General features: G+C 69.1%; 25 protein-coding genes. 2 read left to right on the plus strand and 23 right to left on the minus strand.

Annotated elements, in window-relative coordinates:
* The 17 genes from ACTJI8_RS20125 to ACTJI8_RS20205 all read right to left on the minus strand — a co-directional run bounded on the left by ACTJI8_RS20125 (position 1) and on the right by ACTJI8_RS20205 (position 18,912).
* Positions 1-852 carry a segregation and condensation protein A gene (locus ACTJI8_RS20125; protein WP_440735211.1) on the minus strand — a complete coding sequence of 284 codons (852 nt, stop codon included), beginning with the start codon at positions 850-852 and terminating at the stop codon, positions 1-3.
* Complete coding sequence (locus ACTJI8_RS20130; RefSeq protein ID WP_440735212.1) at positions 836-1,699, minus strand: ParA family protein; 864 nt, start codon at positions 1,697-1,699, stop codon at positions 836-838. Before ACTJI8_RS20130 ends, ACTJI8_RS20125 begins: the two co-directional genes overlap by 17 nt.
* Before the next feature lie 81 nt (positions 1,700-1,780).
* Positions 1,781-2,503, minus strand: a complete 723-nt coding sequence (locus ACTJI8_RS20135) for a gamma-glutamyl-gamma-aminobutyrate hydrolase family protein (protein WP_440735213.1) — start codon at positions 2,501-2,503, stop codon at positions 1,781-1,783.
* On the minus strand, positions 2,496-3,275 hold the full coding sequence (locus ACTJI8_RS20140; protein ID WP_440735214.1) for a 3-oxoacyl-ACP reductase: 780 nt from the start codon (positions 3,273-3,275) through the stop codon (positions 2,496-2,498). Before ACTJI8_RS20140 ends, ACTJI8_RS20135 begins: the two co-directional genes overlap by 8 nt.
* Positions 3,276-3,308: 33 nt before the next feature.
* Positions 3,309-4,709 carry an aldehyde dehydrogenase family protein gene (locus ACTJI8_RS20145; RefSeq protein ID WP_440735215.1) on the minus strand — a complete coding sequence of 467 codons (1,401 nt, stop codon included), beginning with the start codon at positions 4,707-4,709 and terminating at the stop codon, positions 3,309-3,311.
* A 34-nt stretch (positions 4,710-4,743) separates the two neighbouring features.
* Positions 4,744-6,135, minus strand: coding sequence for a glutamine synthetase family protein (locus tag ACTJI8_RS20150; RefSeq protein WP_440735216.1), 1,392 nt, complete (start codon positions 6,133-6,135; stop codon positions 4,744-4,746).
* A 15-nt stretch (positions 6,136-6,150) separates the two neighbouring features.
* Positions 6,151-6,873, minus strand: coding sequence for a FadR/GntR family transcriptional regulator (locus ACTJI8_RS20155; RefSeq protein ID WP_440735217.1), 723 nt, complete (start codon positions 6,871-6,873; stop codon positions 6,151-6,153).
* Positions 6,874-6,880: 7 nt separating this feature from the next.
* Positions 6,881-8,428: an amino acid permease gene (locus ACTJI8_RS20160; protein WP_440735218.1), complete on the minus strand. Its 1,548-nt coding sequence runs from the start codon at positions 8,426-8,428 to the stop codon at positions 6,881-6,883.
* A 123-nt stretch (positions 8,429-8,551) separates the two neighbouring features.
* Positions 8,552-9,454 (minus strand): site-specific tyrosine recombinase XerD, encoded by a 903-nt coding sequence (gene xerD / locus ACTJI8_RS20165; protein ID WP_440735219.1) that lies wholly within the window; start codon positions 9,452-9,454, stop codon positions 8,552-8,554.
* 1 nt (position 9,455) lies between these two features.
* Positions 9,456-10,055, minus strand: a complete 600-nt coding sequence (locus tag ACTJI8_RS20170; RefSeq protein ID WP_440735220.1) for an NUDIX domain-containing protein — start codon at positions 10,053-10,055, stop codon at positions 9,456-9,458.
* 1 nt (position 10,056) lies between these two features.
* A complete protein-coding gene (locus tag ACTJI8_RS20175; RefSeq protein WP_440735238.1) occupies positions 10,057-11,742 on the minus strand; it encodes a CTP synthase in 1,686 nt (561 codons plus the stop codon).
* 36 nt (positions 11,743-11,778) lie between these two features.
* Positions 11,779-12,693 carry a carbohydrate kinase family protein gene (locus ACTJI8_RS20180; RefSeq protein ID WP_440735221.1) on the minus strand — a complete coding sequence of 305 codons (915 nt, stop codon included), beginning with the start codon at positions 12,691-12,693 and terminating at the stop codon, positions 11,779-11,781.
* Entirely contained in the window at positions 12,690-14,192 is a 1,503-nt protein-coding gene (locus ACTJI8_RS20185; protein ID WP_440735222.1) for a GH32 C-terminal domain-containing protein, read from the minus strand. Before ACTJI8_RS20185 ends, ACTJI8_RS20180 begins: the two co-directional genes overlap by 4 nt.
* A 37-nt stretch (positions 14,193-14,229) precedes the next feature.
* Positions 14,230-15,648 carry a GH32 C-terminal domain-containing protein gene (locus tag ACTJI8_RS20190; protein ID WP_440735223.1) on the minus strand — a complete coding sequence of 473 codons (1,419 nt, stop codon included), beginning with the start codon at positions 15,646-15,648 and terminating at the stop codon, positions 14,230-14,232.
* Positions 15,645-16,532: a carbohydrate ABC transporter permease gene (locus tag ACTJI8_RS20195; protein WP_440735224.1), complete on the minus strand. Its 888-nt coding sequence runs from the start codon at positions 16,530-16,532 to the stop codon at positions 15,645-15,647. The genes ACTJI8_RS20190 and ACTJI8_RS20195 overlap by 4 nt, the downstream gene beginning before the upstream one ends.
* The gene (locus ACTJI8_RS20200) at positions 16,529-17,500 is read right to left on the minus strand and encodes a carbohydrate ABC transporter permease (RefSeq protein WP_440735225.1); all 972 of its coding nucleotides are present in this window, start codon (positions 17,498-17,500) and stop codon (positions 16,529-16,531) included. Before ACTJI8_RS20200 ends, ACTJI8_RS20195 begins: the two co-directional genes overlap by 4 nt.
* On the minus strand, positions 17,500-18,912 hold the full coding sequence (locus tag ACTJI8_RS20205) for an ABC transporter substrate-binding protein (protein WP_440735226.1): 1,413 nt from the start codon (positions 18,910-18,912) through the stop codon (positions 17,500-17,502). The genes ACTJI8_RS20200 and ACTJI8_RS20205 overlap by 1 nt, the downstream gene beginning before the upstream one ends.
* Positions 18,913-19,094: 182 nt before the next feature.
* Between ACTJI8_RS20205 and ACTJI8_RS20210 the strand changes: the two genes are divergently transcribed.
* Entirely contained in the window at positions 19,095-20,114 is a 1,020-nt protein-coding gene (locus ACTJI8_RS20210; protein ID WP_440735227.1) for a LacI family DNA-binding transcriptional regulator, read from the plus strand.
* A gap of 33 nt (positions 20,115-20,147) precedes the next feature.
* Here the strand turns inward: ACTJI8_RS20210 and recN are convergent, their stop codons facing one another.
* The 6 genes from recN to ACTJI8_RS20240 are packed head-to-tail and all read right to left on the minus strand — an operon-like array spanning position 20,148 to position 25,572.
* On the minus strand, positions 20,148-21,833 hold the full coding sequence (gene recN, locus ACTJI8_RS20215; RefSeq protein ID WP_440735228.1) for a DNA repair protein RecN: 1,686 nt from the start codon (positions 21,831-21,833) through the stop codon (positions 20,148-20,150).
* On the minus strand, positions 21,830-22,738 hold the full coding sequence (locus ACTJI8_RS20220; RefSeq protein WP_440735229.1) for an NAD kinase: 909 nt from the start codon (positions 22,736-22,738) through the stop codon (positions 21,830-21,832). Before ACTJI8_RS20220 ends, recN begins: the two co-directional genes overlap by 4 nt.
* Positions 22,735-23,550 (minus strand): TlyA family RNA methyltransferase, encoded by an 816-nt coding sequence (locus ACTJI8_RS20225; RefSeq protein ID WP_440735230.1) that lies wholly within the window; start codon positions 23,548-23,550, stop codon positions 22,735-22,737. The genes ACTJI8_RS20220 and ACTJI8_RS20225 overlap by 4 nt, the downstream gene beginning before the upstream one ends.
* The gene (locus ACTJI8_RS20230) at positions 23,547-23,729 is read right to left on the minus strand and encodes a hypothetical protein (protein ID WP_440735231.1); all 183 of its coding nucleotides are present in this window, start codon (positions 23,727-23,729) and stop codon (positions 23,547-23,549) included. The genes ACTJI8_RS20225 and ACTJI8_RS20230 overlap by 4 nt, the downstream gene beginning before the upstream one ends.
* A 38-nt stretch (positions 23,730-23,767) precedes the next feature.
* A complete protein-coding gene (locus ACTJI8_RS20235) occupies positions 23,768-24,799 on the minus strand; it encodes an HAD-IIA family hydrolase (RefSeq protein WP_440735232.1) in 1,032 nt (343 codons plus the stop codon).
* Entirely contained in the window at positions 24,796-25,572 is a 777-nt protein-coding gene (locus ACTJI8_RS20240) for a hypothetical protein (RefSeq protein ID WP_440735233.1), read from the minus strand. Before ACTJI8_RS20240 ends, ACTJI8_RS20235 begins: the two co-directional genes overlap by 4 nt.
* On the opposite strand from ACTJI8_RS20240, the gene ACTJI8_RS20245 reads away from it, so the two are divergent.
* Positions 25,528-26,514 (plus strand): hypothetical protein, encoded by a 987-nt coding sequence (locus ACTJI8_RS20245; protein ID WP_440735234.1) that lies wholly within the window; start codon positions 25,528-25,530, stop codon positions 26,512-26,514. The two genes, ACTJI8_RS20240 and ACTJI8_RS20245, sit on opposite strands and share 45 nt — an antisense overlap.
* Positions 26,515-26,530: the final 16 nt, after the last annotated feature.

Below are 26,530 nucleotides of genomic sequence, written 5' to 3' on the forward strand. Positions count from 1 at the left end.
TCATCGGTCATAGTCGGCTCCCAACGTGGCCAGCATCTCGTCGGTCCAGTGCTCGGCCGACCAGCGCAGGGTCAGCTCGCCGAGCGGCTCCAGCTGTTCGAAGCTCAGCGCCGCATGCCGGTACAGCTCGAGCACGGAGAGGAAGCGCGCCACCACGATCCCGGGCTCCACAGCCCCCGCCACGATCTCGCGGAACGTCACGGATTCGGCGCTGCGCAGCAGCGTGACCACGATCGCGGCCTGCTCGCGGATGCTCACGAGCGGCGCATGCAGGTGGTCGAGGCCGACCGTGGGGATCTCCTTCGGCGCGAACGCGAGCAGGGCGAGCGTGCCGAAGTCCGCGGCGCTGAGCGTCCACACCAGCTCCGGCGTGCGCGCACGGTGCTTCTCATCCAGCCGCACCGCGCGGGCGTGGCGCCGGTCCTCGTACTGCAGGCTGCGGGCGAACCAGGCGGAGACCTCCTTGAACGCGCGGTACTGCAGCAGGCGCGCGAACAGCAGATCCCTGGCCTCCAGGAGCGCGACGGACTCCGCATCCACGAGCTCGCCCTGCGGCAGGAGCCCGGCGACCTTCATGTCGAGCAGGGTCGCCGCGACGACGAGGAATTCGCTCGTCTCGTCGAGATCCTCGTCGGGGCCGAGCTCGCGCAGGTACGCGATGAACTCGTCTGTGACCTTGCTCAGCGACACCTCGGTGATGTCCATCTCGTGCTTCGAGATGAGATTCAGCAGCAGGTCGAACGGACCGTCGAAGTTCGACAGTGAGACGCGGAACCCGGAGGCGACCTCGGGGACCGATCCGGGCTCCGCCGTCTCCGGCGCGAATGCGTCCGAGTCAGGCGACGGCGCCACGGGCGACCAGCTCCCGGGCCAGTCGCAGGTACGCCTGTGCGGCGGGGTGCTCCGGCGCGAACTCGGTGATCGGCACGCCCGACACCGAGGCGTCGGGGAACTTGACGGTGCGCCCGATCACGGTCTCCAGCACATCGTCGCCGAATGCCTCGACCACGCGCTCCAGCACCTCGCGGGAGTGCAGGGTGCGCGCGTCGTACATGGTGGCGAGCAGGCCGTCGAGCATGATCGACGGGTTCAGCCGGTCGCGTACCTTGTCGATCGTCTCGATGAGCAGGGCGACGCCGCGCAGCGCGAAGAACTCGCACTCCAGCGGGATCAGCACGCCGTGCGCAGCGGTGAGCGCGTTCACGGTGAGCAGACCCAGCGAAGGCTGGCAGTCGATCAGGATGACGTCGTACTCCCCCGCGACCTGGCGCAGCACGCGCGAGAGGATCGTCTCGCGAGCGACCTCGTTGACGAGGTGCACCTCGGCGGCGGACAGATCGATGTTCGCGGGGATCAGGTCGAGGCCCTCGACGTGGGTGTGCATGATCACTTCGCGCGGATCGCGCTTGGTGTCCAGCAGCAGGTCGTAGACCGTCGGGATGTCGTGGGTCGGGATCCCGAGGCCTGCCGACAGCGCGCCCTGCGGGTCGAAGTCGACGGCGAGCACCTTACGGCCGTACTCGGCGAACGACGCAGCGAGGTTGATCGACGTCGTGGTCTTGCCGACGCCGCCCTTCTGGTTGCAGAGGGCGATGATGCGCGCGGGGCCGTGAGCCTTCAGCGGAGCGGGGATGGGGAAGCCCTGGTAGGGACGCCCGGTCGGCCCGATCGGGGTGTCGTCCTTCGTCTTCTTCGCCACGTTTCTCCTGCTCGTCGTGCTCGAACGATCATAGCCGCCGACGAGGTTCCGGCTCCGGCTCCACACGCCGAACCGGCGGTATCAGCGGCTGCGCATGCGCTCCTTCGCGGCCGCGATCAGTCCGTCGAAGAGGCCGGGATCCTGATCGGTCTCGGGATGCCACTGCACTCCGACCGCGAATCGATCGCCCTCGCCCTCCATGGCCTGCAGCACGCCATCCGTGTCATGCGCGACCGGGCGATAGCCCGGATGCTCCGCGACGGCCTGGTGATGGTGCACGGGGACCGTGATCTCGGGCGCCACCAGCTCCGCCACCCGTCCTTCGGCATCGATGCGCACCGCAGCCGAGCCGTACGACGTCGGCCCGCCCCCGTGCTCGCCGTGGCCGACCACGTCGGGCAGGTGCTGCACGAGGGTCCCTCCGGCGGCGACCGCCATGAGCTGCATGCCACGGCAGATCCCGAGCAGAGGCAGGCGGATCCGCTCCGCTTCGGCGAGCAGCGCGAGCTCCCACGCGTCGCGGTCGTCGTACCAGCGCACCACACTCGGATCCGGTTCCTGCCCGTATCGGGCCGGGTTCACGTCGGCGCCGCCCGCGATCAGGAGCCCGTCCAGGCGTGCGAGCACGTCGCCCGCGGCGCCCGCCGCCGCGACCGGGGGCAGGAGCAGCGGCACGCCGCCCGCGCGCTCGATCGAGCGCGCGTAGTCGCTCGGCAGGAGGTCGGCCTCGACCTGCCGCCAGGTGCCCCAGTCGGCGGCCTGGCGGTAGGTCGTGAGCCCGATGACGGGGCGCGTGTCAGTCAAAGTCCGAATCCAGCGGCGTCACGTACGCGTTCGAGAGGCCGCCGTCGACGAGGAAGTCCATCGCCGTGATGAAGCTCGACTCGTCGCTGCCGAGGAACGCCACCGCGTTCGCGATCTCCTCCGGCTCGGCGAAGCGCCCCATCGGCACGTGCACGAGACGGCGGGCGGCGCGCTCGGGGTCCTTTGCGAAGAGCTCCTGCAGCAGCGGGGTGTTCACGGGGCCGGGGCAGAGCGCGTTCACGCGGATGCCCTTGCGGGCGAACTGCACGCCGAGCTCGCGGGTCATCGCGAGCACGCCGCCCTTGGAGGCCGTGTACGAGATCTGCGACGTCGCGGCGCCCATGATCGCCACGAACGATGCGGTGTTGATGATGGATCCGCTGCCCTGCTCGAGCATGTACGGCAGCACCGCCTTGCAGCAGTAGTAGACGCTCGTCAGGTTGACCTCCTGCACCAGGTTCCAGGCGTCGATCCCGGTCTTCAGGATCGAGTCGTCGGACGCGGGCGAGATCCCGGCGTTGTTGAAGGCGATGTCGATGCGGCCGTAGGTGTCGTGCGCGACCTTGAACAGGTTCTCCACCTCGGCCTGATCGGTCACGTTCACCCTGACGAACACGCCGCCGAGCTCCTCCGCGATGCGGGGGCCGTTCGCCTCGTCCAGGTCGCCGATGACCACCTTCGCACCCTCCGCCACGAACTTCTTCGCCGTCGCCAGTCCGATACCGCTGCAGCCGCCGGTGATGACACCGACCTTGCCTTCGAGCTTTCCCATTCCTGTGTTGCCTTTCGCTGTGTGGGGAGGGGTTCAGTACGTCGAGATGAAGACGTTCTTCACCTCGGAGAAGGAGTCCGGCGCGTCCGGTCCGAGCTCGCGCCCGAGCCCGGACTGCTTGAACCCGCCGAACGGGGTCCAGTAGCGCACCGAGGAGTGCGAGTTGATGGAGAGGTTGCCGCTCTCCACGCCGCGGGCCACACGCAGGGCGCGGCCGATATCGCGGCTGAAGATGGATCCGCTCAGGCCGTACTCGGTGTGGTTGGCCTTGGCGATCGCGTCGGCCTCGTCGCGGAACGGCATGACGGCCAGCACGGGGCCGAAGAGCTCCTGCGCCCACACCGGGTCGCTCGCGCTGCGCGGCAGCACCACGGCGGGAGCGAGCCAGAACCCGCCGTCCCAGTCCGCGCCCTCGACACTCCGCCCGCGGAACGCGATGTCGGCGCCGTCCAGGTGCGCTGCGACCGCGTCCCGCTGCCGCGCCGAGACCATCGGTCCCATCTCCGCGTCCTCGGCGGACGGATCCTTCACCCGGAACGCCTCGACGGCGGGCTGAAGCAGCTCGAGGAAGCGTTCGTAGACGTTCTCCTGCACGAGGATCCGAGAGCGGGCGCAGCAGTCCTGCCCTGCGTTGTCGAGACCTCCGCCCGGGGCCGCCGCGGCCGCCGCCTCGAGGTCCGCATCGTCGAACACGATGTTCGCGTTCTTGCCGCCGAGTTCGAGCGTCACGCGCTTGATCTGATCGGCGCAGCCGCGCATGATCCCCTTGCCCACCTCGGTGGATCCGGTGAAGCACACCTTGCGCACGAGGGGGTTCGTGACGAACCGGTCGCCGACCACGCTGCCCTTGCCCGTGATGACGGTGAACACGCCCTCGGGCAGCCCGGCCTCGAGCGCGAGCTCACCCAGGCGCATCGCGGTGAGCGGAGTGAGCTCGGCGGGCTTCAGAACCACCGTGTTGCCTGCGGCGAGCGCGGGGGCGAACCCCCAGCCGGCGATCGGCATCGGGAAGTTCCACGGCACGATGATGCCGACCACGCCGAGCGGTTCGTGGAACGTGACGTCGATGCCGCCCGCCACGGGGATCTGCTTGCCGAAGTGCCGCTCGGGGCTCGCGCTGTAGTAGTTCAGCACGTCGCGGACGTTGCCGGCCTCCCAGCGCGCGTTGCCGATCGTGTGGCCGGCGTTGGCGACCTCGAGCGCGGCGAGTTCGTCGATGTGCGCCTCGACGACGCTCGCGAACGCACGCAGCAGCCTCGCGCGCTCGCCCGGGGCGATCGCCCGCCACGCGGGGTATGCGCGATGGGCGCGCTCGATCGCCGCATCGGTCTCGGCGAGGTCCGCGAGCCCGACCTCCCCCACCGGGTGTCCGGTGGCGGGGTTCAGCACGGTGAAGGCGCCGGCCGCGCCATAGCGGGAAGAAGGGATCCTCATGCCCACAGCCTTTCGAAGTCTCCGATGAACCTGTTCACAGCCGCTCGAAGCCGCGGCGCAGCTCCCAGTCGGTGACCGCCGCGTCGAAGGCGGCGATCTCGACGTCCGCGTAGTTCACGTAGTGCCGCACGACGTCCTCCCCGAACACCTCGTTCGCGATGGCGGACTGGGCGAGCGCCTCGCGCGCCTCGCGCATGGTCGACGGCACGGTCGGTGCTCCGGACTCGTACGCGTTGCCCTTGGTCTCCGGCTCCAGAGGCAGCTCGTGCTCGATGCCGTACAGGCCGCCCGCGAGCATCGCCGCGAGCCCCAGATACGGGTTCATGTCGCCGCCGGGAAGGCGGTTCTCCATCCGCGCGCCCGCGCCGCGGCCGACCAGGCGCACGGAACTCGTGCGGTTGTCGATGCCCCAGGCGACCGCCGTCGGTGCGAACGAGCCCTTCACGAATCGCTTGTACGAGTTGATGTTCGGCGCGTAGAAGAGCGTGAAGTCGCGCATGGTCGCCAGCACGCCGGCGATGAAGTGGTCGTACAGCGCTGTGCGGGCACCGCGCTCCGCATCCCAGAACACCAGGGCGTCATCGTCCTTGCCGCGCAGCGACATGTGCACATGGCAGGAGTTGCCCTCGCGCTGGTTCGGCTTCGCCATGAACGTGATCGACTGGCCGTGCTGGCGGGCGATGTCCTTCGCCGCGGTCTTGTAGAACGCGTGGTTGTCGGCCGTGGTGATCACCTCGTCGTAGAGGAACGCGATCTCGTGCTGGCCGAAGTTGCACTCCCCCTTCGCCGACTCCACGTTCAGCCCCGACGCGTACATGGTGTTGCGGATCTCGCGCAGGAGCGGTTCGACGAGAGTGGATCCGAGGATCGAATAGTCGATGTTGTAGCGGTTGGCCGGCTCCAGATCGCGATAGCCGGTGTCCCACGCCCGGTCGTACGGCGTGTTGAAGATCACGAATTCGAGCTCGGTGCCGGCGAGGGCCTTCCAGCCGTGAGCGGCCGCGCGCTCCGTCTGCGCCCGCAGGATCTCGCGCGGCGAGACCCGCACGGCGTCGCCGTTCGTCCCCGCGAGGTCGCACTGGATCATGACCGTGCCAGGACGATGCGGCAGCAGCCGGATGGTCGCCAGATCCAGCACGAACTCCATGTCGCCGTAGCCGTCTGCCCAGGAGGCGTGCGCGTAGCCGTCGACGGTGTTCATCTCGACGTCCACGGCGAGCAGGTAGTTGCAGCCCTCGGTGCCGTGCCCGAGGACCGAGTCGAGGAAGAAGCGCGCGTGCAGGAGCTTGCCCTGCAGCCGCCCCTGCATGTCGGTGAACGCGAGGATCACGGTGTCGAGCGAGCCGTCGAGGATCCGCCCGCGCAGCTGCTCGACGGTGAGCATCCGGTCGTTGCGGACGGGGACAGTGAGGTCGGAGGAGGTCATGTGCAGCGGTGTCCTTTACTTCAGAAGGCCCTTGAGCAGCGCGGCAGTGGCGTCGCAGTGCGCGGTCATGATGTCGCGGGCCCGGTCGGCGGAGCCGTCCAGGATCGCCGCGACGATGGCGCGGTGCTCGGTCTCGGAATGGTCGATGTTGGTCTTGAGGAAGGGGATCTCGGCGAGCAGCTGGTGGATCCGCACCTGGACGGCGCTGCAGGAGCGTGCCAGCTCATCGGATCCGCAGACCGTCGCGATCGCCAGGTGCAGCCGGGCATCCGCCTGCCGGTAGTCGGCGGGGGTCTCGGCCACGGACAGGTCGGCGAGGCTGTCGGTGAGGAGGGTGCGCTGCGCCGCATCGAGGTCGGTCAGGGCCGCGCGATACGCGGCGCCCGGTTCGATGATGGAGCGGAACACGATGACGTCGTCGATCTCGGCACGTCGCGGCGGGGTCTGGTCTGCCGGCCACTGCTCCGCGGCCGGGAGGACGACGGTGCCCCCTCCGCGCCCTCGGGTCGTCGTGACGAGCCCGGCGGCGCGAAGGGCGCTGATGGCCTCTCTCAGGGTGGCGCGGGAGACGCTGAGCTTCTCGGCGAGCTCGCGCTCGCCGGGCAGCTTCGTCCCCACCCGGAAGATCCCGAGCCTGATGGCCGATCCGAGCTGCTCCACGCAGCTCTCGAAGGCCATGTGGCCGCGGACCGGGTGCAGCGCCGCATCCACCAGAGGAGAGCCCATCGCGTCCGTCATGTCCTGATCATTCCTCCAGGAGCTTGTCCGGTGCGACCGTGAGGTGCTCGGCCTCGACGCTGGACGCCATGAAGTCGCGCTTACCGTAGGCGAACCACAGGGCAGTTGCCAGGAGCGCCACCACGACCACCGCGATCGGTGCGTAGTTGAACGTGTCGATCGTGACCGGATTCACCGGGGGGAGCACGAACAGGATGATGATGACGACGACCCACACGACGGCGATCCAGCCGACGATCGTGCTCCACCGCCCGAGGTTCCACGGTCCCGGCACAAAGCTCTTGTCGAGGCGCCGCAGGAACACCGGGGTCACGTACGCGATGTACAGTCCGATGACGGCGATCGAGGTGACCGCGAGGTATGCCGTCAGGTTCCACATCGCGGGGATCGTCAGGATGATCGACAGGACCACGCAGAGCCAGATCGAGTTCGTCGGGGTTCCGGTGCGCTTGTTCACCTTCGCCCAGAGCCGTGACCCGGGGATCGCGTTGTCGCGTGAGAACGCGTAGCTCATCCGGGAGTTGGCCGTGACGGAGGCCATGCCGCAGAAGAACTGGGCGCCGCAGACGATGAAGAGCAGGAACTTCGCCATCGTCGGGTTGTTGAGCGCGTCCAGGAAGATCTGCGCCGGCGGCAGGCCCGTCGCACTGCCGAGCAGCTTCTCGATGCCCTTGTCCGAGGAGTCCTGGATCGCCGCGGTGATCGAGTAGAGCAGGATCCAGCCGCCGATGATCGAGATCACGACGCTCATCACGATGCCCTTCGGGGCGGCGATGGAGGCGTTCTTCGTCTCCTCCGCGACGTGGGCCGAGGCGTCGTATCCGGTGTAGGTGTACTGGGCCATGAGCAGGCCCATGAGGAACACGTACGGGGCGAACGACCAGCCGGTGCCGTTGTAGAAGCCGGTGAAGGTCCAGCCGGCCGACTGATGCTGGGTCGGCATGATCCACAGCACCGCGACGATGATGAGCACGCCGACGATGTGCCACCAGGCCGAGACGTTCGAGAGCAGACTCACGATGTTGACGCCGAAGGTGTTGAGCAGGCCGTGGATCACGATCAGGACGACGAAGAGCCCGAAGGTGTTGAACGGGTTCACCTCCACGCCCCACACGAGGTTGGCGAAGGCCATCATCGTGGTCGCGGCGCCGAAGTCGATCGCGGCGGTGACCGCGACCTCGCCGAGGAAGTTGAACCAGCCGACGGTCCAGGCCCACTGGCGCTTGTTGCGCTTCGCGAGGCGGCCGGCCCAGAAGTAGAGCCCGCCGGCAGTCGGATACTTCGAGCACACCTCGGCCATCGCGAGCGCGACCATGAGCACGAAGACGCCGACGAGCGGCCAGCCGATGTTGATGGCGGATGGTCCGCCGGACTTCAGGGCGATCGCATACGAGGTGATGCACCCCGCGAGGATCGAGATGATCGAGAAGGAGACGGCGAAGTTGCTGAACCCCGACATCCCTCTGTGCAGTTCCTGCTTGTAGCCCAGGGCGGCCAGGGCTGCGGCGTCGTCGTCGATCGGGTGTGAGTCGGGCGCCTTTGTCGATTCGCTCATGGAGTGCTGCCTGCTTTCAGTGGAGGGAGCGTGTGCAGCGATTCTGGCGACTCGGCTCGGCCAGTGTCAATGGTCTGACTTCAAACCATTGAAAATGTCACCTGCCGGAAACATGAGCTGCGCTCAGCGCGCCCGCGGATGCGCCGTGACGTAGACGTCACGCAGGGTGTCGACCGAGACATGCGTGTAGATCTGGGTGGTCGCGACCGAGGCGTGCCCGAGAAGCTCCTGCACGACGCGCACGTCGGCGCCGCCCTGCAGCAGGTGGGTCGCGAAGGAGTGCCGGAGCGTGTGCGGCGACACCTCCGCGGTGATCTTCGCGCCTTCGGCGGCGGCGCGGATGATCAGCCAGGCGCTCTGACGGCTGAGCGGCGCGCCACGTGCGCCGAGGAACAGCTTCGCCGACGCGCGCCCCTTCGCCGCCAGCGCCGGACGCACCCTGGTGAGATACGCGTCGACCGCGGCCCTGGCATACGAGCCCACGGGCACGATGCGCTCCTTGGACCCCTTGCCGCGCAGCCGCAGCAGCTCGCCGTGCGCGAGGTCGTCGACGTCCAGCGAGACCGCTTCTGAGACGCGCGCGCCCGTGGCGTACAGCAGCTCGAGGAGGGCGCGATCGCGGACCCCGATCGGATCCTCGGCCGACGGGGCGCCGAGCAGCCGCTCGACCTGGTCGATCGTCAGCGCCTTCGGCAGGCGCCGAGGCTGCTTCGGCGGACGCAGGCGCGCGCTCGGATCCGCGTCGGCGATGCCCTCACGGGCGAGGAAGCGATGCCAGCCGCGCACGGAGGACTGCAGTCGGGCGAGGCTCGATGCGGCCGGTGGCGGTTCGGAGCTCGCGCGCTCCGCGACGAACGCGGCGACGGTCTCTGCGGTGATCGCCTCGGTGTCGGTGATCCCCTGCGCGCCCAGCCACGTCAGGTATCCGTCCAGGTCGCGCCGGTATGCGGCGAGCGTGTGCCCGGCAAGCCCCCGCTCGATCGTCACGTGCCGGAGATACGCGTCGAGCGCCCGGTCGAGCTGCACCTCAGGCTCCGCGGCTCTGCCGCCCCGTGGACGACAGGCGCCGTTCGGCCGCCAGCACGCCCACCGCGAGGATTCCGTTGCGCAGCCGTCCGGCCAGCACTCCATCGGCGGCCTCGTGCAGCGGCACCCAGGCGAGCCGGATGTCGGCCTCCTCGTCCGTGCGCGCGAAGGTCTCCCCCGCCGGGCTCAGGCCCGTGGCGAGGTAGATGTGCACGATCTCGGAGTTGCTGCCCGGTGTCGTATAGGTGGAGACGAGCGGCTCCCACCCGGTGGCCACGAGATCCGCCTCCTCGGCGAGTTCGCGCCGCGCGGCGTCCATCGGATCCTCACCCACGACGTCGAGCAGTCCGGCGGGCAGCTCCCAGTCGCGCTGACCGATCGGGTGCCGGTACTGCTGGATGAGCAGCACCCGCCCGTCCTCGTCCATGGCGACGACTGCCGCGGCGCCGGAGTGATCGATGTACTGCCGCACGATCTCGCCGTCGCCGTAGCGGACGCGATCCTCCCGGATCCCCCACACCGCGCCGCGATAGACCTCGGCGCTGGCGAGCACCTCAGCCTCGAGCGGCTCGTCCCGCGGCGCGGCGGTGGGGTCGGTCACGTCAGTCCTCGTCGTCGAACAGCTCGCTGGAGCGGTGCCGCTCGATGGCGGCGCCGACGAGCCCGCGGAACAGCGGGTGCGGCTCGGTCGGGCGCGAGCGCAGCTCGGGGTGCGCCTGGGTGGCGATGTAGAACGGGTGCACGTCGCGCGGCAGCTCCACGTATTCGACGAGGTCGAGCTCGGGGTTGAGGCCGGAGAACGAGAGCCCCGCGTCCGCCAGGCGGTCGCGATAGGCGTTGTTCACCTCGTAGCGGTGGCGGTGGCGCTCCGAGGCCTCGGTCGCACCGTAGAGCTCGGCGGCGAGCGAACCCTCGCCGAGCGCCGCCTTGTACAGCCCCAGGCGCATGGTGCCACCCAGGTCGCCGCCGTCGAGGATCTCGACCTGCTCAGCCATGGTCGCGATGACCGGCTCGGCGGTGTCGGGGTCGAACTCGCTGGACGAGGCGCCCTCGATCCCGGCGACGTTGCGGGCGTACTCGATGACCATGCACTGCAGTCCCAGGCACAGTCCCAAGGCCGGGATGCCCTGCTCACGGGCGAAGCGCAGCGCCCCGAGCTTGCCCTCGATGCCGCGGATGCCGAAGCCGCCGGGCACGCAGATGCCATCGACATCGGCGAGCGCCTTCGCCGCCCCCTCAGGGGTCTCGCAGGAGTCGGACGGGATCCAGCGGATCTTCACCGCGACCTCGTGTGCGAAGCCGCCGGACTTGAGCGCCTCGGTGACCGAGAGGTAGGCGTCGGGCAGGTCGATGTACTTCCCGACGAGGCCGATCGTGACCTCGTGCTTCGGGTTGTGCACCGCCTGCAGCACCTTCTGCCACCGCGACCAGTCCACATCGGAGGCCTTGCCGAGCCCGAGCGCCTCGACGATGTAGGTGTCGAGTCCCTGGTCGTTGAGCATGGTCGGGATGTCGTAGATGCTGGGCACGTCGACCGCGTTCACGACCGCATCCTCGTCGACGTCGCACATGAGCGCGATCTTGCGCTTGTTCGAGTCGGTGACGGGCCGGTCGCTGCGCAGCACGAGCGCGTCCGGCTGGATGCCGATCGAGCGCAGCGTCGCGACGGAGTGCTGGGTCGGCTTGGTCTTCTGCTCGCCGGACGCACCCATGAACGGCACCAGCGACACGTGCACGAAGAACACGTTCTTGCGGCCCAGTTCATGGCGGATCTGACGCGCCGACTCGATGAACGGCTGCGACTCGATGTCGCCGACCGTGCCGCCGATCTCGGTGATGATGACGTCGGGGCGCGGCGTCTCATCGGCCTGCAGGCGCATGCGGCGCTTGATCTCGTCGGTGATGTGCGGGATGACCTGCACGGTGTCGCCGAGGTACTCGCCGCGGCGCTCCTTGGCGATGACCTGCGAGTAGATCTGGCCGGTCGTCACGTTCGCGGCCTGGCTCAGCTCGATGTCGAGGAAGCGCTCGTAGTGTCCGATGTCGAGGTCGGTCTCCGCACCGTCATCGGTGACGAAGACCTCGCCGTGCTGGAAAGGGTTCATCGTGCCCGGATCCACATTCAGATAGGGATCCAGCTTCTGCATCACGACGCGCAGTCCGCGGGCGGTGAGCAGGTTGCCGAGGCTGGCTGCCGTCAGGCCCTTGCCCAACGAGGAAACGACACCGCCCGTCACGAAGATGTGCTTGGTGGTGTCGTTGTCTGTCCGCGCGGCTGAGTTCTGCATCACGGGCTTTAATCCTATCAGCGCGATCGCCTTGCGTCACTCGCGCGACGCGCGGAGTGCCTCGTCCAGTTCCGCCGAGGTCGGAGGGTTCGCTCCTGCACGGGCCACGGTCAGCGCGGCGCTGGTGAGGGCGGCCTCCAGAGCCGCGAGCACCGCGTCGTCCTGGAGCGGCTCCCCCGCCGCGAGCAGACGGTCGGTGCCGTCGCGCAGCAGGGCGTGCAGCAGCCCGGACATGAACGCGTCGCCCGCGCCGATCGTGTCCGCGACGACGACGGGACGCGCCGGACGCGCGAACCATGCGCCGTCCACGAGCGCGAGGCATCCTTCCGCCCCGCGGGTGACGACCACGAACCGCGCACCGTGCGCGGCGAGGTCGGAGAGCACCTGCTCGAGCGTCGCCTCCGGGGCGAGCCAGGCCGCATCCTCGTCGCTGAGCTTGACGACCTGGCACAGCCCGGCCAGGTCGGCGACCCGGTGCAGCACCTCGTCGCGCGCGCCGATCACATCAGGGCGGATGTTGGGGTCGAGCGTCAGGAGCGTCCCGGGCGCGGCCGCGCCGAGCGCGGCACGGACCGCCGTGGCGCCCGGTTCCCGCAGCGCGCCGATCGATCCGGTGTGCACGAGGCGGGCGCCGCTCACGTCGGGCACCGGGATGTCCCAGTCGATGTCGAACTCGTAGCTGGCCTTGCCGTCGGCATCCACGCGCGCGATCGCCGTCGAGGTGGATCCCGGCACGAGCGTGTCGGGGCCGAGCGCAACGCCGGCTTCTTGGAGGTGCGCGCGGACCAGATCGCCGTGGACGTCGGCGCCGATCCGCGCGTGCAGGGTCGTGGGGTGCCCCAGTCGCGCGAGCCCGACAGCGATGTTCATGGGTGATCCCCCGGGGTGCGTCTCGCCTTCCTCGACGACGTCGACGAGCGCCTCCCCGATCACTGCCACCTGCTCCGTCACGCCGTCTGCCCCTTCATGTCGGCCGAACTCCCTGTGCTGACGAGGTCGCGCACTGCGCCCACCTCGAACCGCTCGATGAGAACGCTACCGCCTCGCCCCGCGATCGACGCGCCCGCGTCGTCGCGCTCGGGCAGCAGATCGGTGATCGTGCGGGTGCCCCCGGACGCGAACACCTCGATTGCGTCACGATCGAGCCAGATGACCAGCTCGATGCGCCCGTGCGCGCCGATCCGCACCTGCTCGACGCTGGCGAATCCGTCGGGCATCGTGTCGGCGGCGAGACGTCGATCCAGCCACAGGATGCCCTCGGCCGCCGAGTACCCCACGATCGCGGTGTCACCCAGGTTCAGGTCGAAACCGTCCGCTCCGTCCAGACGGATGCACACATCGATCCGACACCGATCCGGCAGTTCGCCGATCAGTTCCACCGGCCCCTCCGCCCGCACGTCGGCGCGCGCGACGATCGTCGCGGCCTCCGGCCCGATCGCCTCCTGACGCAGTCGCACCCGCCCATCCGCGCGGACGAGGGACAGCCGGCGCGCGAGCGCCATGGCACCGCGCTGCGGGGATCCGACGTCCACGGGGAGGAGCCCGGCGTAGTCCCAGTTGCTCATCCACGCGACGAGGATCCGCTCCTCATCGGGAAGTCCGGAGAACGTCACCCCGGCGTAGAAGTCCCGCCCGTGGTCGAGCCAGTCGCATGCCTCGAGCTGGACACGGCTGTTCTCCCACCCCGCACCGGGTGCCGCCGGGGGGATCGGCTCGTCTGCGACGAAGCGCACCCCGTCGAAGAAGCCGATGACGTACTGCGTCCCGGATCCCCCGGCGATGCCACCGGGGTTGAGGCTGATCAGCAGCACCCAGCGCACCTCGGAGGGATCGCCGTCGACCGCGAGCGGGAACAGATCAGGGCACTCCCACACGCCCCCGGTCGCCCCGCGCGGGCCGTAATCGGACAGGTATGCCCAGGTCTTCAGATCGTCGGAACGGTACAGCACGACGCGGCGTTCGACGGCCTCGACCGCGACCATCACCCAGTACTCGCCCGCCGGCCCTGAGTAGCGGAACACCTTCGGATCCCGGAAGTCGGCAGACCCCCGGTCCAGCACCGGGTTGCCCTCGTACAGGCGCCAGCTGCGCCCGCCGTCCAGGCTCGAGGCGATGCCCTGTGCCTGATGGCGCGCGACCTGGTCGGCGAGCGTGAACACCGCGACGAGGGGCGGCGTCCCCGCAGCGCCGAGGCCACTGGTGTCGTGCTCGTCGAACACGACCGAGCCCGAGAAGATCTCGTGCTCGTCCGTGTAGCGGATCGCGACCGGATGCTCCTCCCACCGGACGAGATCGGTGCTGGACGCGTGCCCCCAGCTCATGAAGCCGTGGGTCGCGCCCTCGGGGTTGTACTGGAAGTAGAGGTGGTACCGGCCGCCGTGGAACACGAGCCCGTTCGGGTCGTTCATCCAGTTGCGTGCAGGACGGAAGTGCATGAGCGATGGGGTCACGGCGATTCTCCGGGGATGCTGATGACGGCGGTTTTCCTCACGACCGGATGCGGACGTCGAGGGAGACGAGTTCGGCGGCGCCGCCGTTGACGAAGAAGCCGATGCGCTCGCCCGCGCGGCGGTGCAGACGGGTGCTCAGAGCGACCCGACGATCGATGACCGCGACGAGGATGTCGCCGTCGGCCACGATCTGCACATGGTGGCGCCCCGGTGCCAGCGGGCAGGGGCGTTCGAGGACGAACGGCACGTCGCCGGAGATCTGCCACTGCTCGCCGCCGGTGAGGGCTCGTGGCCAGCGGTCGAAGACGACCCGATCGCGTCGTGGCTCCAGCCGGATCGCTCCGGCCTGGTCGCCGTCCGCAGTGGCGCGCACCAGCAGCCCGACCTCTTCCACGCCGGCCGCGATGTCGATCTCGGCGGTCAGCAGATACGAATCGGGCAGATCCGCATCGCCGATGAGCTGGGCGAACCGGTCCGCGCCGTACAACGACGCCGGCAGTGCGGAGAATCCGGACGCGACCGGCACCGAGAACGATGCGGCGAACTCGTCGGGAAGACGGAATGCGAGAGTCCCGTCCGGATCCTGATCGGCCTCGAGCACCGCCATCGTGCCCGCCCACTGCCACGCCCCGTCATCCGAGCCGCCCTCGCGGGTCGAGATCCAGCCGACGAAGAACCGCCGTCCCTCGCGCTCGACGGTCTTGGCGGCATAGAAGGCCCGCCCGTCGATCGTGTCGTGCTCGGGCGTCAGCCAGGGCCCGCTCGGCGACCGCGCCATCCGGTAGCGGGTGCAGAACGCATCGGAGAATTCGGAGTACACCAGGTACCACCAGTCCCCCCAGCGGAACACGTCGGGGCACTCGTGCGCGATGTACCGACGGGGATCCCAGAACGGCCGAACCGGAGTCCACGACACGAGATCCGTCGACGTCAGCTGCGCGATCGTTCCGCGCCGCCGTTCCGGACCGTCCTCGTGACGAGCCGCGACGAGCATCCGCCACACGTCGCCATCGCGGAACACGAAGGGATCCCGCCAGTCGCCGGTCTCATACCCTTCGGTCGCGCCGAAAGTGTGCTCCGGGTGCTTGACCCAGTCGCGCAGGCCGTCCGCGCTCGTCGCATGGGCGACCAGCTGCCGCGGGCGCCCGTCCGTTCCGAGCCGACGAGGGTTCTGCGCCGTCGAGAAGAGGTGCGCGACCCCGTCGTCGTCGAGCACGACCGAGCCCGTGTAGACGTTGAAGTCCTCCGCGTCCGGACCGCCGCTCGGCACGGCGAGCCCGTGATCGACGAAGTCCACGAAGTCGGTGGTCGTGACCAGGTGCCAGGGCATTCCCGTGCTCGGCACGGCGCGATCCTCGTACAGGTACCAGAGATGGAAGACGCCGTCCTGCTGGAACGGGATGACATCGCCCACCCAGGCGCCCTGGGGGCGGAAGAAGACGGGGGCGGCGCTCATCGGGAGGAACCCGCGGTGACGCCGGCGATGAAGTAGCGCTGGGCGACGATGAAGAGCAGCACGCTCGGGATCATCGACAGCACGACTCCGGCCAGCACGACCGAGATCGAGCCCGTGCCGAGGTTTCCCTGCAGTCCGACCAGGCCGAGCGGCAGGGTGAAGGTGCTCTGATCCTGAAGGAAGATCAGGGGTCGGTAGAACTCCGCCCAGAATCCGGAGAAGTTCAGGATCGCCAGCGTCGAGATCGCCGGCGCGGCCATCCGCGCGTACACGTGGAAGAACACACCGAACTGCGTCGCCCCGTCGATCCGCGCCGCTTCGCCGAGCTCCCTGGGCATCTGCATGAAGTACTGCCGCATCAGGAAGGTGCCGAATGCGCTGCCGAGTGCCGGGACGATCAGCGAACCGAGCCCGTCCTGAAGTCCCAGTGACTTCACGATGAGGAACACCGGGATGATGATCGTCTGCAGCGGCACCATCATGGTCGCCAGGAATGCGCCGAAGATCAGATTCTTGCCCGGGAAGGAGATCATCGCGAACGCGTACCCGCTCAGGGTGCAGGTGATCGTCTGGCCGACCACGATCAGCAGGGTCACGATCGTGCTGTTCAGGAAGAACTGCCCGATCGGGATCTGGTCGAACACCGCCGCATAGTTGCTGAAGTCGGCGTTGAACGGAATCCACTGAGGCGGGTTGTTGAACGCCTGCGAGGGCGACCGCAGCGACGTGGTCAGCGTCCACAGCAACGGGCCGAGGGCGAACACCGCGGCGACGATCAGGGCGACGAGGCCGGCGATCTTGCCGACGCTCCAGGAGCGGTCCCAGGGACCGCCGCTGCGGGACCGCCGGCGGCGGCCTGTCACGATCAAGGATGTCGCGCTCATTGGTAGAACACCAGCTTCCGGGAGGCGAGGAACTGGATCCCGGTGATCGCGAGGATCACCAGGAGGAGGATGATCGCGATCGCCGAGGAGTAGCCGAACTGCAGGTTCTGGAACCCGGTCTGGTACATCGAGATCGTCGCGGTCGTGGTGGCCGTGCCCGGCCCGCCCTTCGTCATGATGAACGGCTGGTCGAACAGCTGCATCGCGTTGATGAAAGCGATCACGGCGGCGAACAGGATCGTGGGACTGATCAACGGGATCTTGATTCGGAACAGCGTGCGCAGCGGACCCGCACCGTCGATCGACGACGCCTCCAGCACGTCCGTGGGCACCGCCATGAGGGCGGACACGAACAGCACGAAGGTGAAGCCGACCTGCTGCCAGACCACGATCAGCACGATCGTCACCTGGGCGCCGAAGGGGCTGGTCAGCCACGGCACGTCCGACATCCCGAGGAGGCCGAGGTAGTAGTTGATGGCGCCGAACTTCGCGTCGAACAGGTAGCCCATGAAGATGGCGACCGCCGCCGTCGAGGCGAGCAGCGGAAGGTAGAACGCCGTGCGGAAGAAGGTCCGCCCGAAGGTCGAGGTGCGCTGGTTGACCAGCACCGCCAGGAACAGCCCCAGCGTGAGCTGGAGGGCGACGATCGCTATCGCCATGACGGTCGTCACGCCGAAGGACTGCAGCACGGGACCGTCGGTGAAGAAGCGCTGGTAGTTCTCCAGCCCCGCCCAGGTGGGCGGGGAGATGACGTCCCAGTGGAAGAACGACAGCCCGAGCGAGGCCAGGATGGGGATGAACGTGAACACCGTCACGAACAGCATCGACAGCGCGATCATCGCGTAGCCGAACATCCCCTCCCGCCGGGCCGCCCGGCGCGCGCCAGGGCGGCGGACGGCCCGGGGAGGCTTCACCTCACTCGGCGACACACGCAGTGCTGCGTGCGGAATGGAGGTGGTCGCGGACATCAGCTGCCCTTCGCCACCTTCTCGAGGTCGGACTGCATCGCGTCGAGCGCCGCCTTCGCATTCCCCGAGGAGATGGCCTCCGTCGTGCGCTGGTTGAGGGAGGTCGCGAGCGCGTTGTAGTACGACGGCGCCGAGATGGGGACCGAGCCGTCGAGCTGGTCGTAGAACACCTGCCAGTTCTTCGGCCCGGTGCTCGCGTACCGCTCGGCGGTCATCAGCGACTTGCGTCCGGTCGTGGTGATGTTGCCCGGGAACATGATGTCGAAGGTCTCCGCCTCGATCATCATCTTGATGACCTCCCAGGCGGCGTCCTTCTTCTTGGACGATTCGAAGATCGAGTACCCGCCGGTGCCGAACAGCGACTTGTTGCTCTTCCAGGTCGGGAACGCCTGCACCTCGAAGCTGCCGTCCTTCATGCCCGCGTTGTGCAGACCGCCCGCCCAGAACCCTCCGCCGATCGTCATGCCGATGCGGCCGGACGAGAACAGCCCCTGGAGGGTGCCGCCGCCGCCCACGTCGGGTGAGGGCGAGTAGCCGGCTTTTTGCAGGTCGATGACGTACTGCAGCGCCTCGATCGCGGCGTCGGAGTTCGCCGTCGGCGCGCCCCATTTCCATCCGCCCTGGCGTCCTTGGATGCTCTTGTCGCTCGCCTCGTAGGCCTTGCTCCAGAGCCAGTCCCCGCCGCCGTACTTGCCCTCTTCGATGAGGTTCCCGTTGTTGGCGTAGAGGAAAGACGTCCAGCTGCCCCAGAGGCGCACCACCCAGTCGAAGGGAAGGATGTCGCCGCCGAGCTTCGAGATCTTCTCGGCGGTGGAGTGGAAGTCGTCCATCGTCCAGCCCGCGGCCGGCGCCGAGGCCCCCGCCTTCTGCAGCACGTCGGAGTTGTAGAACATGCTGCCCGCGTTGAAGCTGTCGGGCATGTTGTAGAGGTGCCCGTCGACCATCATGGCCTCGATGAGCGCCGGGTGGATGTCGTTGAAGTAGCTCGACTTCAGGGTCGACATGTCCTTGGTGACATAGCTGTCCAGCGGCGTGATGAGCTTCTTGCCGACCATGAGCTGCAAGCCCTCCGTCGCGACGCTCACGATGTCGGGAGCCTGTCCCGAAGCGATCAGGGTGAGCACCTTGGCGAGGAAGTCGTTCCAGTCCTTGCCGTTGATCGCACTGACCTTCAGCGAAAGGTCCTTGTCGATCTTCTTGACCTTGGGTTGGAGGGCGTTCTGCAGGGTGGTCGCCGACTTCTGATCGCCGAAGTACAGCATGGTCAGGGTGCCGGTGCTCGAACCGCCCCCTGAAGGTGCGCAGCCCGTCAGGCCCGCCCCCATGCCCAGCAGGGCGGCGCTTGCGAGGCCATAGCCTCCGAGCCGCAGAAGATCACGTCGTCCCATGACAGGTCCGAACTCGCGTGCCATCAACTTCTCCTCTCTGAGAGTGAATCGGCTTTGCGCAATCCTGCGCAGATCAACGGGTGGTGAACCGATTTATCCGACGGTAACACCTGCCGTGGGTCGTCCGCAACAGACGTTGATAAATTAATTCACCAAATGTGGCGGATCGGCTAGGTTAGAGGAACGCGAAGGAGAGGAGGCCGCCGATGTCCACCGCACCGAGACCGACGCTGGCGGACGTCGCACGGCTGTCCGGTCTGTCCAAGACCGCGGTCAGCCTCATCCTCAACGACCGTCCTTCCCGGCTGTCCGAGGATGCGGTCGAACGGGTGCGCACCGCCGCGGCGCAGCTCGGCTACAAGCCGAACCCGGCGGCGCAGAGCCTGCGCTCGGGGAAGACCCGCTCGATCGGTTTCATCTCGGATCAGGTCACGATCACCCGTTTCGCGTCGGCGATGGTGCGCGGGACCCTGCGCGCCGCGAAGGAGCTGGACCACACCGTGCTCATCGCCGAGACCGGGGATGACCCCACGCAGCTGGCCGCTGCCTTCGACGAGCTCATCGATCGCCGCGTCGACGGCGTGATCGTCGGCCTGATGGCCGCGCGCATGGTCGATGTGCCGGCGGCTCCGCGCGGCATCCCCGTCGTCATCGTCAACGGTCGCACGCCTGATGACCTGCCCAGCGTCCTGCCGGACGAGTACGCCGCGGGCCATGCGATGGCCTCAGTGCTGCTGGATGCCGGCCATGCACGCGTCGGCTTCGTCGGCGACATCCCGCATGTCGCGAGCGATCCGCGCCGATCCGTCACCATCGCGCGGCGCCTCGACGGCATGCGGGACGCCTTCGCCGAGCGCGGCATCGCCGGTCCGGTCGAGGTCGTCCTCGAGAACTGGACGACGGCCGACGGTTTCGTGCAGACCCAGCGGATGCTGGACGCCCACCCGGACCTGACCGCGATCATCGCAGCCACCGACGGTGTCGCCTTCGGCATCTATCAGGCGCTGAGCGAGCGCGGCCTGCGCATCCCCGCGGACATCTCCATCGTGTCGTTCGACGACGAGGATCTGGCCTCGCTGGTCCGTCCAGGTCTCACCACCGCACGGCTCCCCTACGAGCAGATGGCGCGAGTCGGCGTGGAGATGCTGCTCGGCGAGCGCGATCTGGCGCACGAACTCCTGCCGATGCCGGTGATCGTGCGCGACTCGGTGCGCGACCTGCGCTGACCTGCCGGCGCGTCCTCCGCAAAGACCTCGGGCTCAGTCCTCCCGCAGCGCGAGCAGTTCGCGCGCGTGCTCGAGGGCGGCGCCCGAATCGGCGAGACCGGACAGCAGCCGCGCCATCTCGGCCTCGCGATCCTCGCCGTCGAGGCGACGGACGCTGGAGGCCGTGACCTGTCCGTCGTTCGCCTTCACGACGCTCAGGTGATTGTTCGCGAAGGCCGCCACCTGGGCGAGGTGCGTGACGGCGATGACCTGCGAGGTGCGCGCCAAGCGTGCCAGGCGCCGGCCCACCTCGATCGCCGCGGCACCGCCGATGCCGGCGTCGACCTCGTCGAACACGAAGGTCGGGACCGGATCCGTGCCGGCGATGACGACCTCGATCGCGAGCATCACACGCGACAGCTCGCCGCCCGAGGCGCCCTTCGCGACGGATCGCGGATCCGCCCCGGGATGCGGGGCGAGCAGGATGGCGACGTCGTCGCGGCCGTGCGCGCTCTCGGCTCCCTCGGTGACCGCGACGACGAGACGGGCATCCGGCATGGCGAGGGCGTGCAGCTCCTCGGTCACGGCGGCACCGAGCCGGCCGGCGGCCTCCGTGCGCGTCGCCGTGAGCGCCGCGGCCGCCTCGTCGAGGGCCGCGCGGGCGGCGTCGCGCTGGACGGTGAGCCGTTCGATGTGGTCGGAGTCGTCATCGAGCTCGGCGAGCCGCGCGGATCCGGTGTTCCACAGGTCCAGTGCGGCGTCGAGCGTCCCATGGGCGCGGACGAGGCCTGCGAGAGCCGCTCTGCGCTCCTCGACCGCCGCCAGCTCATGCGGCCCGGACTCGTCGAGATCGGCGAGGTAGCCGCTCAGCTGCGCAGCGATATCGGCGGCGCGGTAGCCGATCTCGGCGATGCTCTCGGCGATCGACGTGAGCTCGGGATCGCCCGCTCGCTCCAGCGCACGCCGTGCTTCGGCTGCCAGCGTCGTGATGTCGTTGTCGCCGTCCTCGTCCGACAGCGCCGCCCGGGCGAGGGCCGCGGACTGGCGCAGCTCCTCGGCGTTCGCGAGGCGCTCGGCGCGCTCGGCGAGCGCGTCGTCCTCCCCCGGCTGCGGATCGGTGGCCTCGATGAGCGCCAGCGCTTCGCGAAGGTCCTCGGCCTCCCTCCGACGCCGCTCCTGGTTGCCGCTGATCTCCTCGAGCTGGGCCGACAGGGTGCGCCAGCGCTCCCAGGCGGCCTCGTACTCGGTCCTGACGACCGCGATCGCGGATCCGCCGAAGCGGTCCAGCGCGTCTCGTTGCGCGGCGGCGGACCGCAGGCGCAGCTGTTCGGACTGCCCGTGCACGACGACCAGATCGTCTGCGAGGTCGGCCAGCACCCCGGCCGGGGCCGCGCGCCCGCCGACGCTCGCGCGGCTGCGCCCCTCGGCGCTGAGCGTGCGCGAGACGTACAGCTCGCCGCGCTCGTCGTCGTAGGGTTCGAGCTCACCTCCGGCATCGGCGACGGTGTCCGCGACGGATCCCCTCGTCGGCACGATCCACACTCCGGCGACGGAGGCCTGCGCCGCGCCCGCGCGGACGGCGCCGGAGTCCGCCCTGGCTCCCAACAGGAGTCCGAGACCCGTCACGACCATGGTCTTGCCGGCGCCGGTCTCACCGGTGATCGCGGTGAATCCCGGCCCGATCTGCAGCACCGCCTCGGCGATGACTCCGAGATCCCGCAGGCGCATCTCCTCGATCACGACTCGGATCCCCTCCAGCCGGAGACCGGCAGCTGGAACTTGCGCACCAGCCGGTCCGTGAACACGCTCGGGTGCAGCCGCGCCAGGCGCACCGGACGCGAGGACCGGCGCACGATGACGCGCGCGCCGCGCGGAAGCTCGTGCGAACGCCGCCCATCGCACCAGAGGATCGCGGTGCCGTCGTTGCGGTCCAGCAGCTCGATCGCGACGGGTGCGCCGGGTGCGACCACGAGCGGTCGCGCGAACAGGGCATGGGCCGACAGCGGCACCACGGCGATGGCTTCGACACCCGGCCAGATCACCGGTCCGCCCGCCGAGAAGTTGTATGCGGTCGCCCCCGTCGGAGTGGACACGACCATGCCGTCGCAGCCGAAGCTCGTCAGCGGGCGCCCGTCGATCTCGACGACCACCTCGATCATCCGCTCGCGGCTCGCCTTCTCCACCGTCGCCTCGTTCAGCGCCCAGGTGCTGTAGACGACGGATCCATCGGCGTCCTTCACGCGCACGGCGAGCGCCATGCGCTCCTCCACGGAGTAGTCGCGGTCGATGACGCGCGCCACGGCGGCGTCCATGTCGTCGCGCTCGATCTCGGCGAGGAAGCCGACGTGGCCCATGTTGATGCCGAGGATGGGTGCGGTGCCGTCGCGCACGAGCTCGGCCGCACGCAGGATGGTGCCGTCACCGCCCAGCACGATGGCGAGCTCGATGTCCTCGACCGGGATGTCCGATCCGAGCACGTCGAGGTCGGCGAAGAACTCGTCCTCGGCCGTCAGCTCGGCACGGTCGTCCGCCGACATCACCGGTCGGGCCCCCGCGCCACGGAGCGCGGAGACGACCCGTCGGGCGGCTTGCACGGTCTCATCGCGGCGTGCGTGTGCGACGACGAGGATCCTGCGCTCGTTCATCGGCCTCCTGCCATCTCGTCGATCGTGCTCATCCATTCTGTCGGATTGCCTTCCGAGCCGCGGGAACGATCCCCCGCTCGCAGATGCACCAGGTACTCGACGTTGCCATGCGTGCCGAGAATCGGCGACGGCAGCAGACCGCGGACGCCGAACCCCTGATCCCACGCGCTCCACAGCACACGGGCCACCGCGTCGGCACGGATCGTCGGGTTGGTCACGAGCCCGCCTCGCACCGCCGTGCGCCCCACCTCGAACTGGGGCTTGATGAGCAGCACGACGTCCGCCTCGGGCGCGGCCGTGATCGCGATCGCGGGGAGCACGAGCGTCAGGGAGATGAAGGACAGGTCACCGACCACGAGGGACGGCCTCAAGCTCTCCCCCGTCGCGGCGGCCAACGCCTCCGCATCCATGTGGCGGACGTTGAACCCCTCCACGGCGATCACGCCAGGGTCCGCCCGGACCGACGCCGCGAGCTGCTCATGCCCCACGTCGACGGCGAGGACCCGCCGTGCCCCGCGCTCACGCAGGACCTGGGTGAAGCCGCCGGTGGACGCACCCATGTCCAGGGCGACGGATCCGGAAGGATCGAGGCCGAATCCGTCCAGCGCGGCGATGAGCTTGTGCGCGCCGCGGCTGACGTAATGATCGGCCCCGGCCACATCGATCACGTCGCCGTCTTCGACCTTGGCGGACGCCTTGACCACGGGTTTCCCGTTCACGGTGACGAGACCGCCGTCGATGAGTGTGGCCGCGTGCGTGCGAGACCGCGCGAGACCGCGCTCTGCGAGTGCGGCATCCAGTCGGGCTGTCATCCGCGATCGGGGCCCGGTTGCGCGGACGCGGCGACGCGCGGCGCGCTCTCCAGCCGACGTGCCAGGTCGTCGTGCAGAGTCTGGTAAGCGGCGGCGCGAGAATCCAGCGGCTGCCCTTCGATCAGGCGCAGCCGACTCCAGAGTCCGTCCGAAGGATCCGGTTCCGTGTTCTCGCTCACCCTCTCAGCCTACGGCGAGACGGCGACGTTCCGACGGATTACGGGCGGTGGAACGGATCTGCGTACAGGCGTTCGGGCACGCGGAAGCCGAAGATCTGCCGGCCGGTGCGCCAGATCGCCTCGGCGCCAGCGCGCACGAGGTCGATCGGGCGGTCGCCCTCGCTGAGGATCGTGACGTCCGGGCCGTCGACGCGGACGGACGCGCCCCGCACGGTGACGGTGTCGCCCTTGAATTGCGTCTGCGGGTACGGTTCGTCCAGTTCGCGCAGATCGCCGAGGATGTAGGTCGGACGCGATCCCTCGGCGGCAGCCAGAAGATGCTTGGGGCGGTCGATGCCTGTGAGCACCAGGACCGACTCGATGCCCGCGCGGGACGCCCCTGCGATGTCCGTGTCGAGACGGTCGCCGATGAAGAGCGGATGCTTCGCATCGAACCGCGCGACAGCCTCCTCGAAGATCGGCGTCTCGGGCTTACCCGCCACGGTCGCAAGACGACCGATCGCCGTGTGCACGGCCGACACCAGCGTTCCGTTGCCGGGTGCGACGCCGCGCGACTGCGGAATCGTCCAGTCCGTGTTCGTCGCGATCCAGGGGATCCCGCCCTCGTCCTCGGGGAGCTTCAGGGCGAACGCAGCTTCCGCGAGGTCCCTCCAGCCCACCTCGGGCGCAAAGCCCTGGACCACGGCAGCCGGCGAGTCGTCGGCACTGCGGGTGACCCGGAACCCGGCCTTGTGCACCTCGTCGACGAGACCCTCTCCCCCGACGACAAGGATCGTGGATCCGGCAGGGATCAGGCTGCTGACGAGGCGCATCGCGGCCTGCGGACTGGTGACGACCTCGTCCGGGGCGACGGACAGGCCGAGCTCCGTCAGGTGTGCGGCGACCGACGCGTCGGTGCGCGAGGCGTTGTTCGTGATGTACCCGAGGCGACGGGATGCCTCGACCTTCTTGAGGCTGTCGATCGCGTGCGGGATCGCGCCGGCTCCGGCATAGACCACGCCGTCGAGATCGGCGAGCACCACGTCGACGTCGGTCAGCGGCGTGCGCTTCTCCCGGGAGAACAGGCTCACTCGGATCGCTCCGCGTCCTCCGGCTGCTCTGCCTCGCCCGGCTCCGTGCTTGCGGGCTCGGCGCCATCCGAGTCGGCACCATCGGAGTCGGCGCTCTCGGATTCGACATCCTCTGCCGGGACAGGCTCGTCCCCGTCGAACTCGATGCTCTCCGGTTCGTCGGCGAGGTCTTCGTAGGCGTCCTCGATGATGAGCTCCTCGTCGTCGCCATGCCCCAGGGCCGCCGACGCCACTTCGGCGCGCTCCTGCCAGAACGACGCCTCCTCGAGGCGACCGAGGTCCTCGAGCACTGCGGCACGAGCGGCGAAGAGCGCAGGGCTCCAGTCGAACGCGAGGTCGGGGTTGAGCTCGGGGATCTCGAGTTCGCCGAGTGCCAGCTCGGTCTCCCCGCGGTCCAGGCGTGCTCCCGACATCGCGATCGCCAGCGCCACGCGGGTCGCGGTCGGCAGGGCCGCGCGGTCGACGGAACGCGCCTCTTCCAGCGCGCGGTCGGGACGCCCCATGCCGCGCTCGCTGTCGACGATGAGTGCGATCTGGTCATCGCTCCCGGAGATGCGACGGTAGGTGCGCAGCTCTCGCAGCGCCAGGGCGAAGTCGCCCATGGCGTAGGCCGTGATCGCCACCGACTCGCGGACCACCGCGACGCGGCCGGCGCGACGGGAGGCCGCCAGCGCATGCAGGTGCGCACGCTCGGGATCCTCGTCGATGAGCTGGGCCGCCATGGCGAGATGACGCGCGACCTGCTCGGCGTTCTCCTTGCTGAGGGTCTTCAACTCGTTGCGGGCCGAAGGATGCAGATCGCGGGCCGTGACGTCATCGGGAATCTCGGGGTCGCGCGGGCGGTCTGCCGCATACGTGTCACGACGGGGGCGGTCACTGTCCCGGCGCGGACGGTCGTCGCCGCCACGGTACGGACGGTCGCCGTCACGGCGCGGTCGGTCATCCCCACCACTGCGGAACGGACGGTCACCATCGCGACGCGGACGATCGACGCCGCCGCGGAACGGACGGTCACCGTCACGACGCGGTCGATCATCCCCACCACTGAACGGACGGTCACCGTCACGACGCGGACGATCCGTGCGATCCGAAGACCCCCGGTACGGACGGTCGCCGTCGCGGCGCGGTCGGTCGTCGCCCCCGCGGAACGGACGGTCACCGTCACGACGCGGGCGATCCGTGCGATCCGAAGACCCCCGGTACGGACGGTCGCCGTCCCGACGCGATCGGTCGTCGCCCCCGCGGAACGGCCTATCGGTGCGGTCGGCGGAACCCCGAGAGGGACGATCCCCATCCCGGCGGGGTCGGTCGTCCCCACCAGAGCGATAAGGTCGGTCACCGTCACGGCGAGGACGATCCGTGCGATCGGCCGAGCCCCGGAACGGGCGGTCGCCGTCCCGACGCGGTCGGTCATCGCCACCACGAAACGGACGGTCACCATCGCGACGCGGACGCTCGTCCCCACCAGTGCGGTACGGGCGGCCGCCCTCACGGCGCGGACGGTCCCCGTCATTGCGCTGCGGACGATCGCCGCGGGCAGGGCCTTGACGGAAAGAGCGCTCGGAACGGTCTCCATCGACATAGCGGCGAGGCTGCCTCGCGTCGTCATCCTTGCGGTCGCGCGAGGGCTTGCCATCTTCGGCCATGTCGGGACTCCTTCCGTCGAGCATGTTAACGCAGAAAGGCCACCCTGCGTTGGGTGGCCTTTCTGTTAAAGGAAGTCCGGCGGTG

The organism is Microbacterium sp. 22303 (assembly GCF_052045265.1).
Lineage (GTDB): Bacteria > Actinomycetota > Actinomycetes > Actinomycetales > Microbacteriaceae > Microbacterium.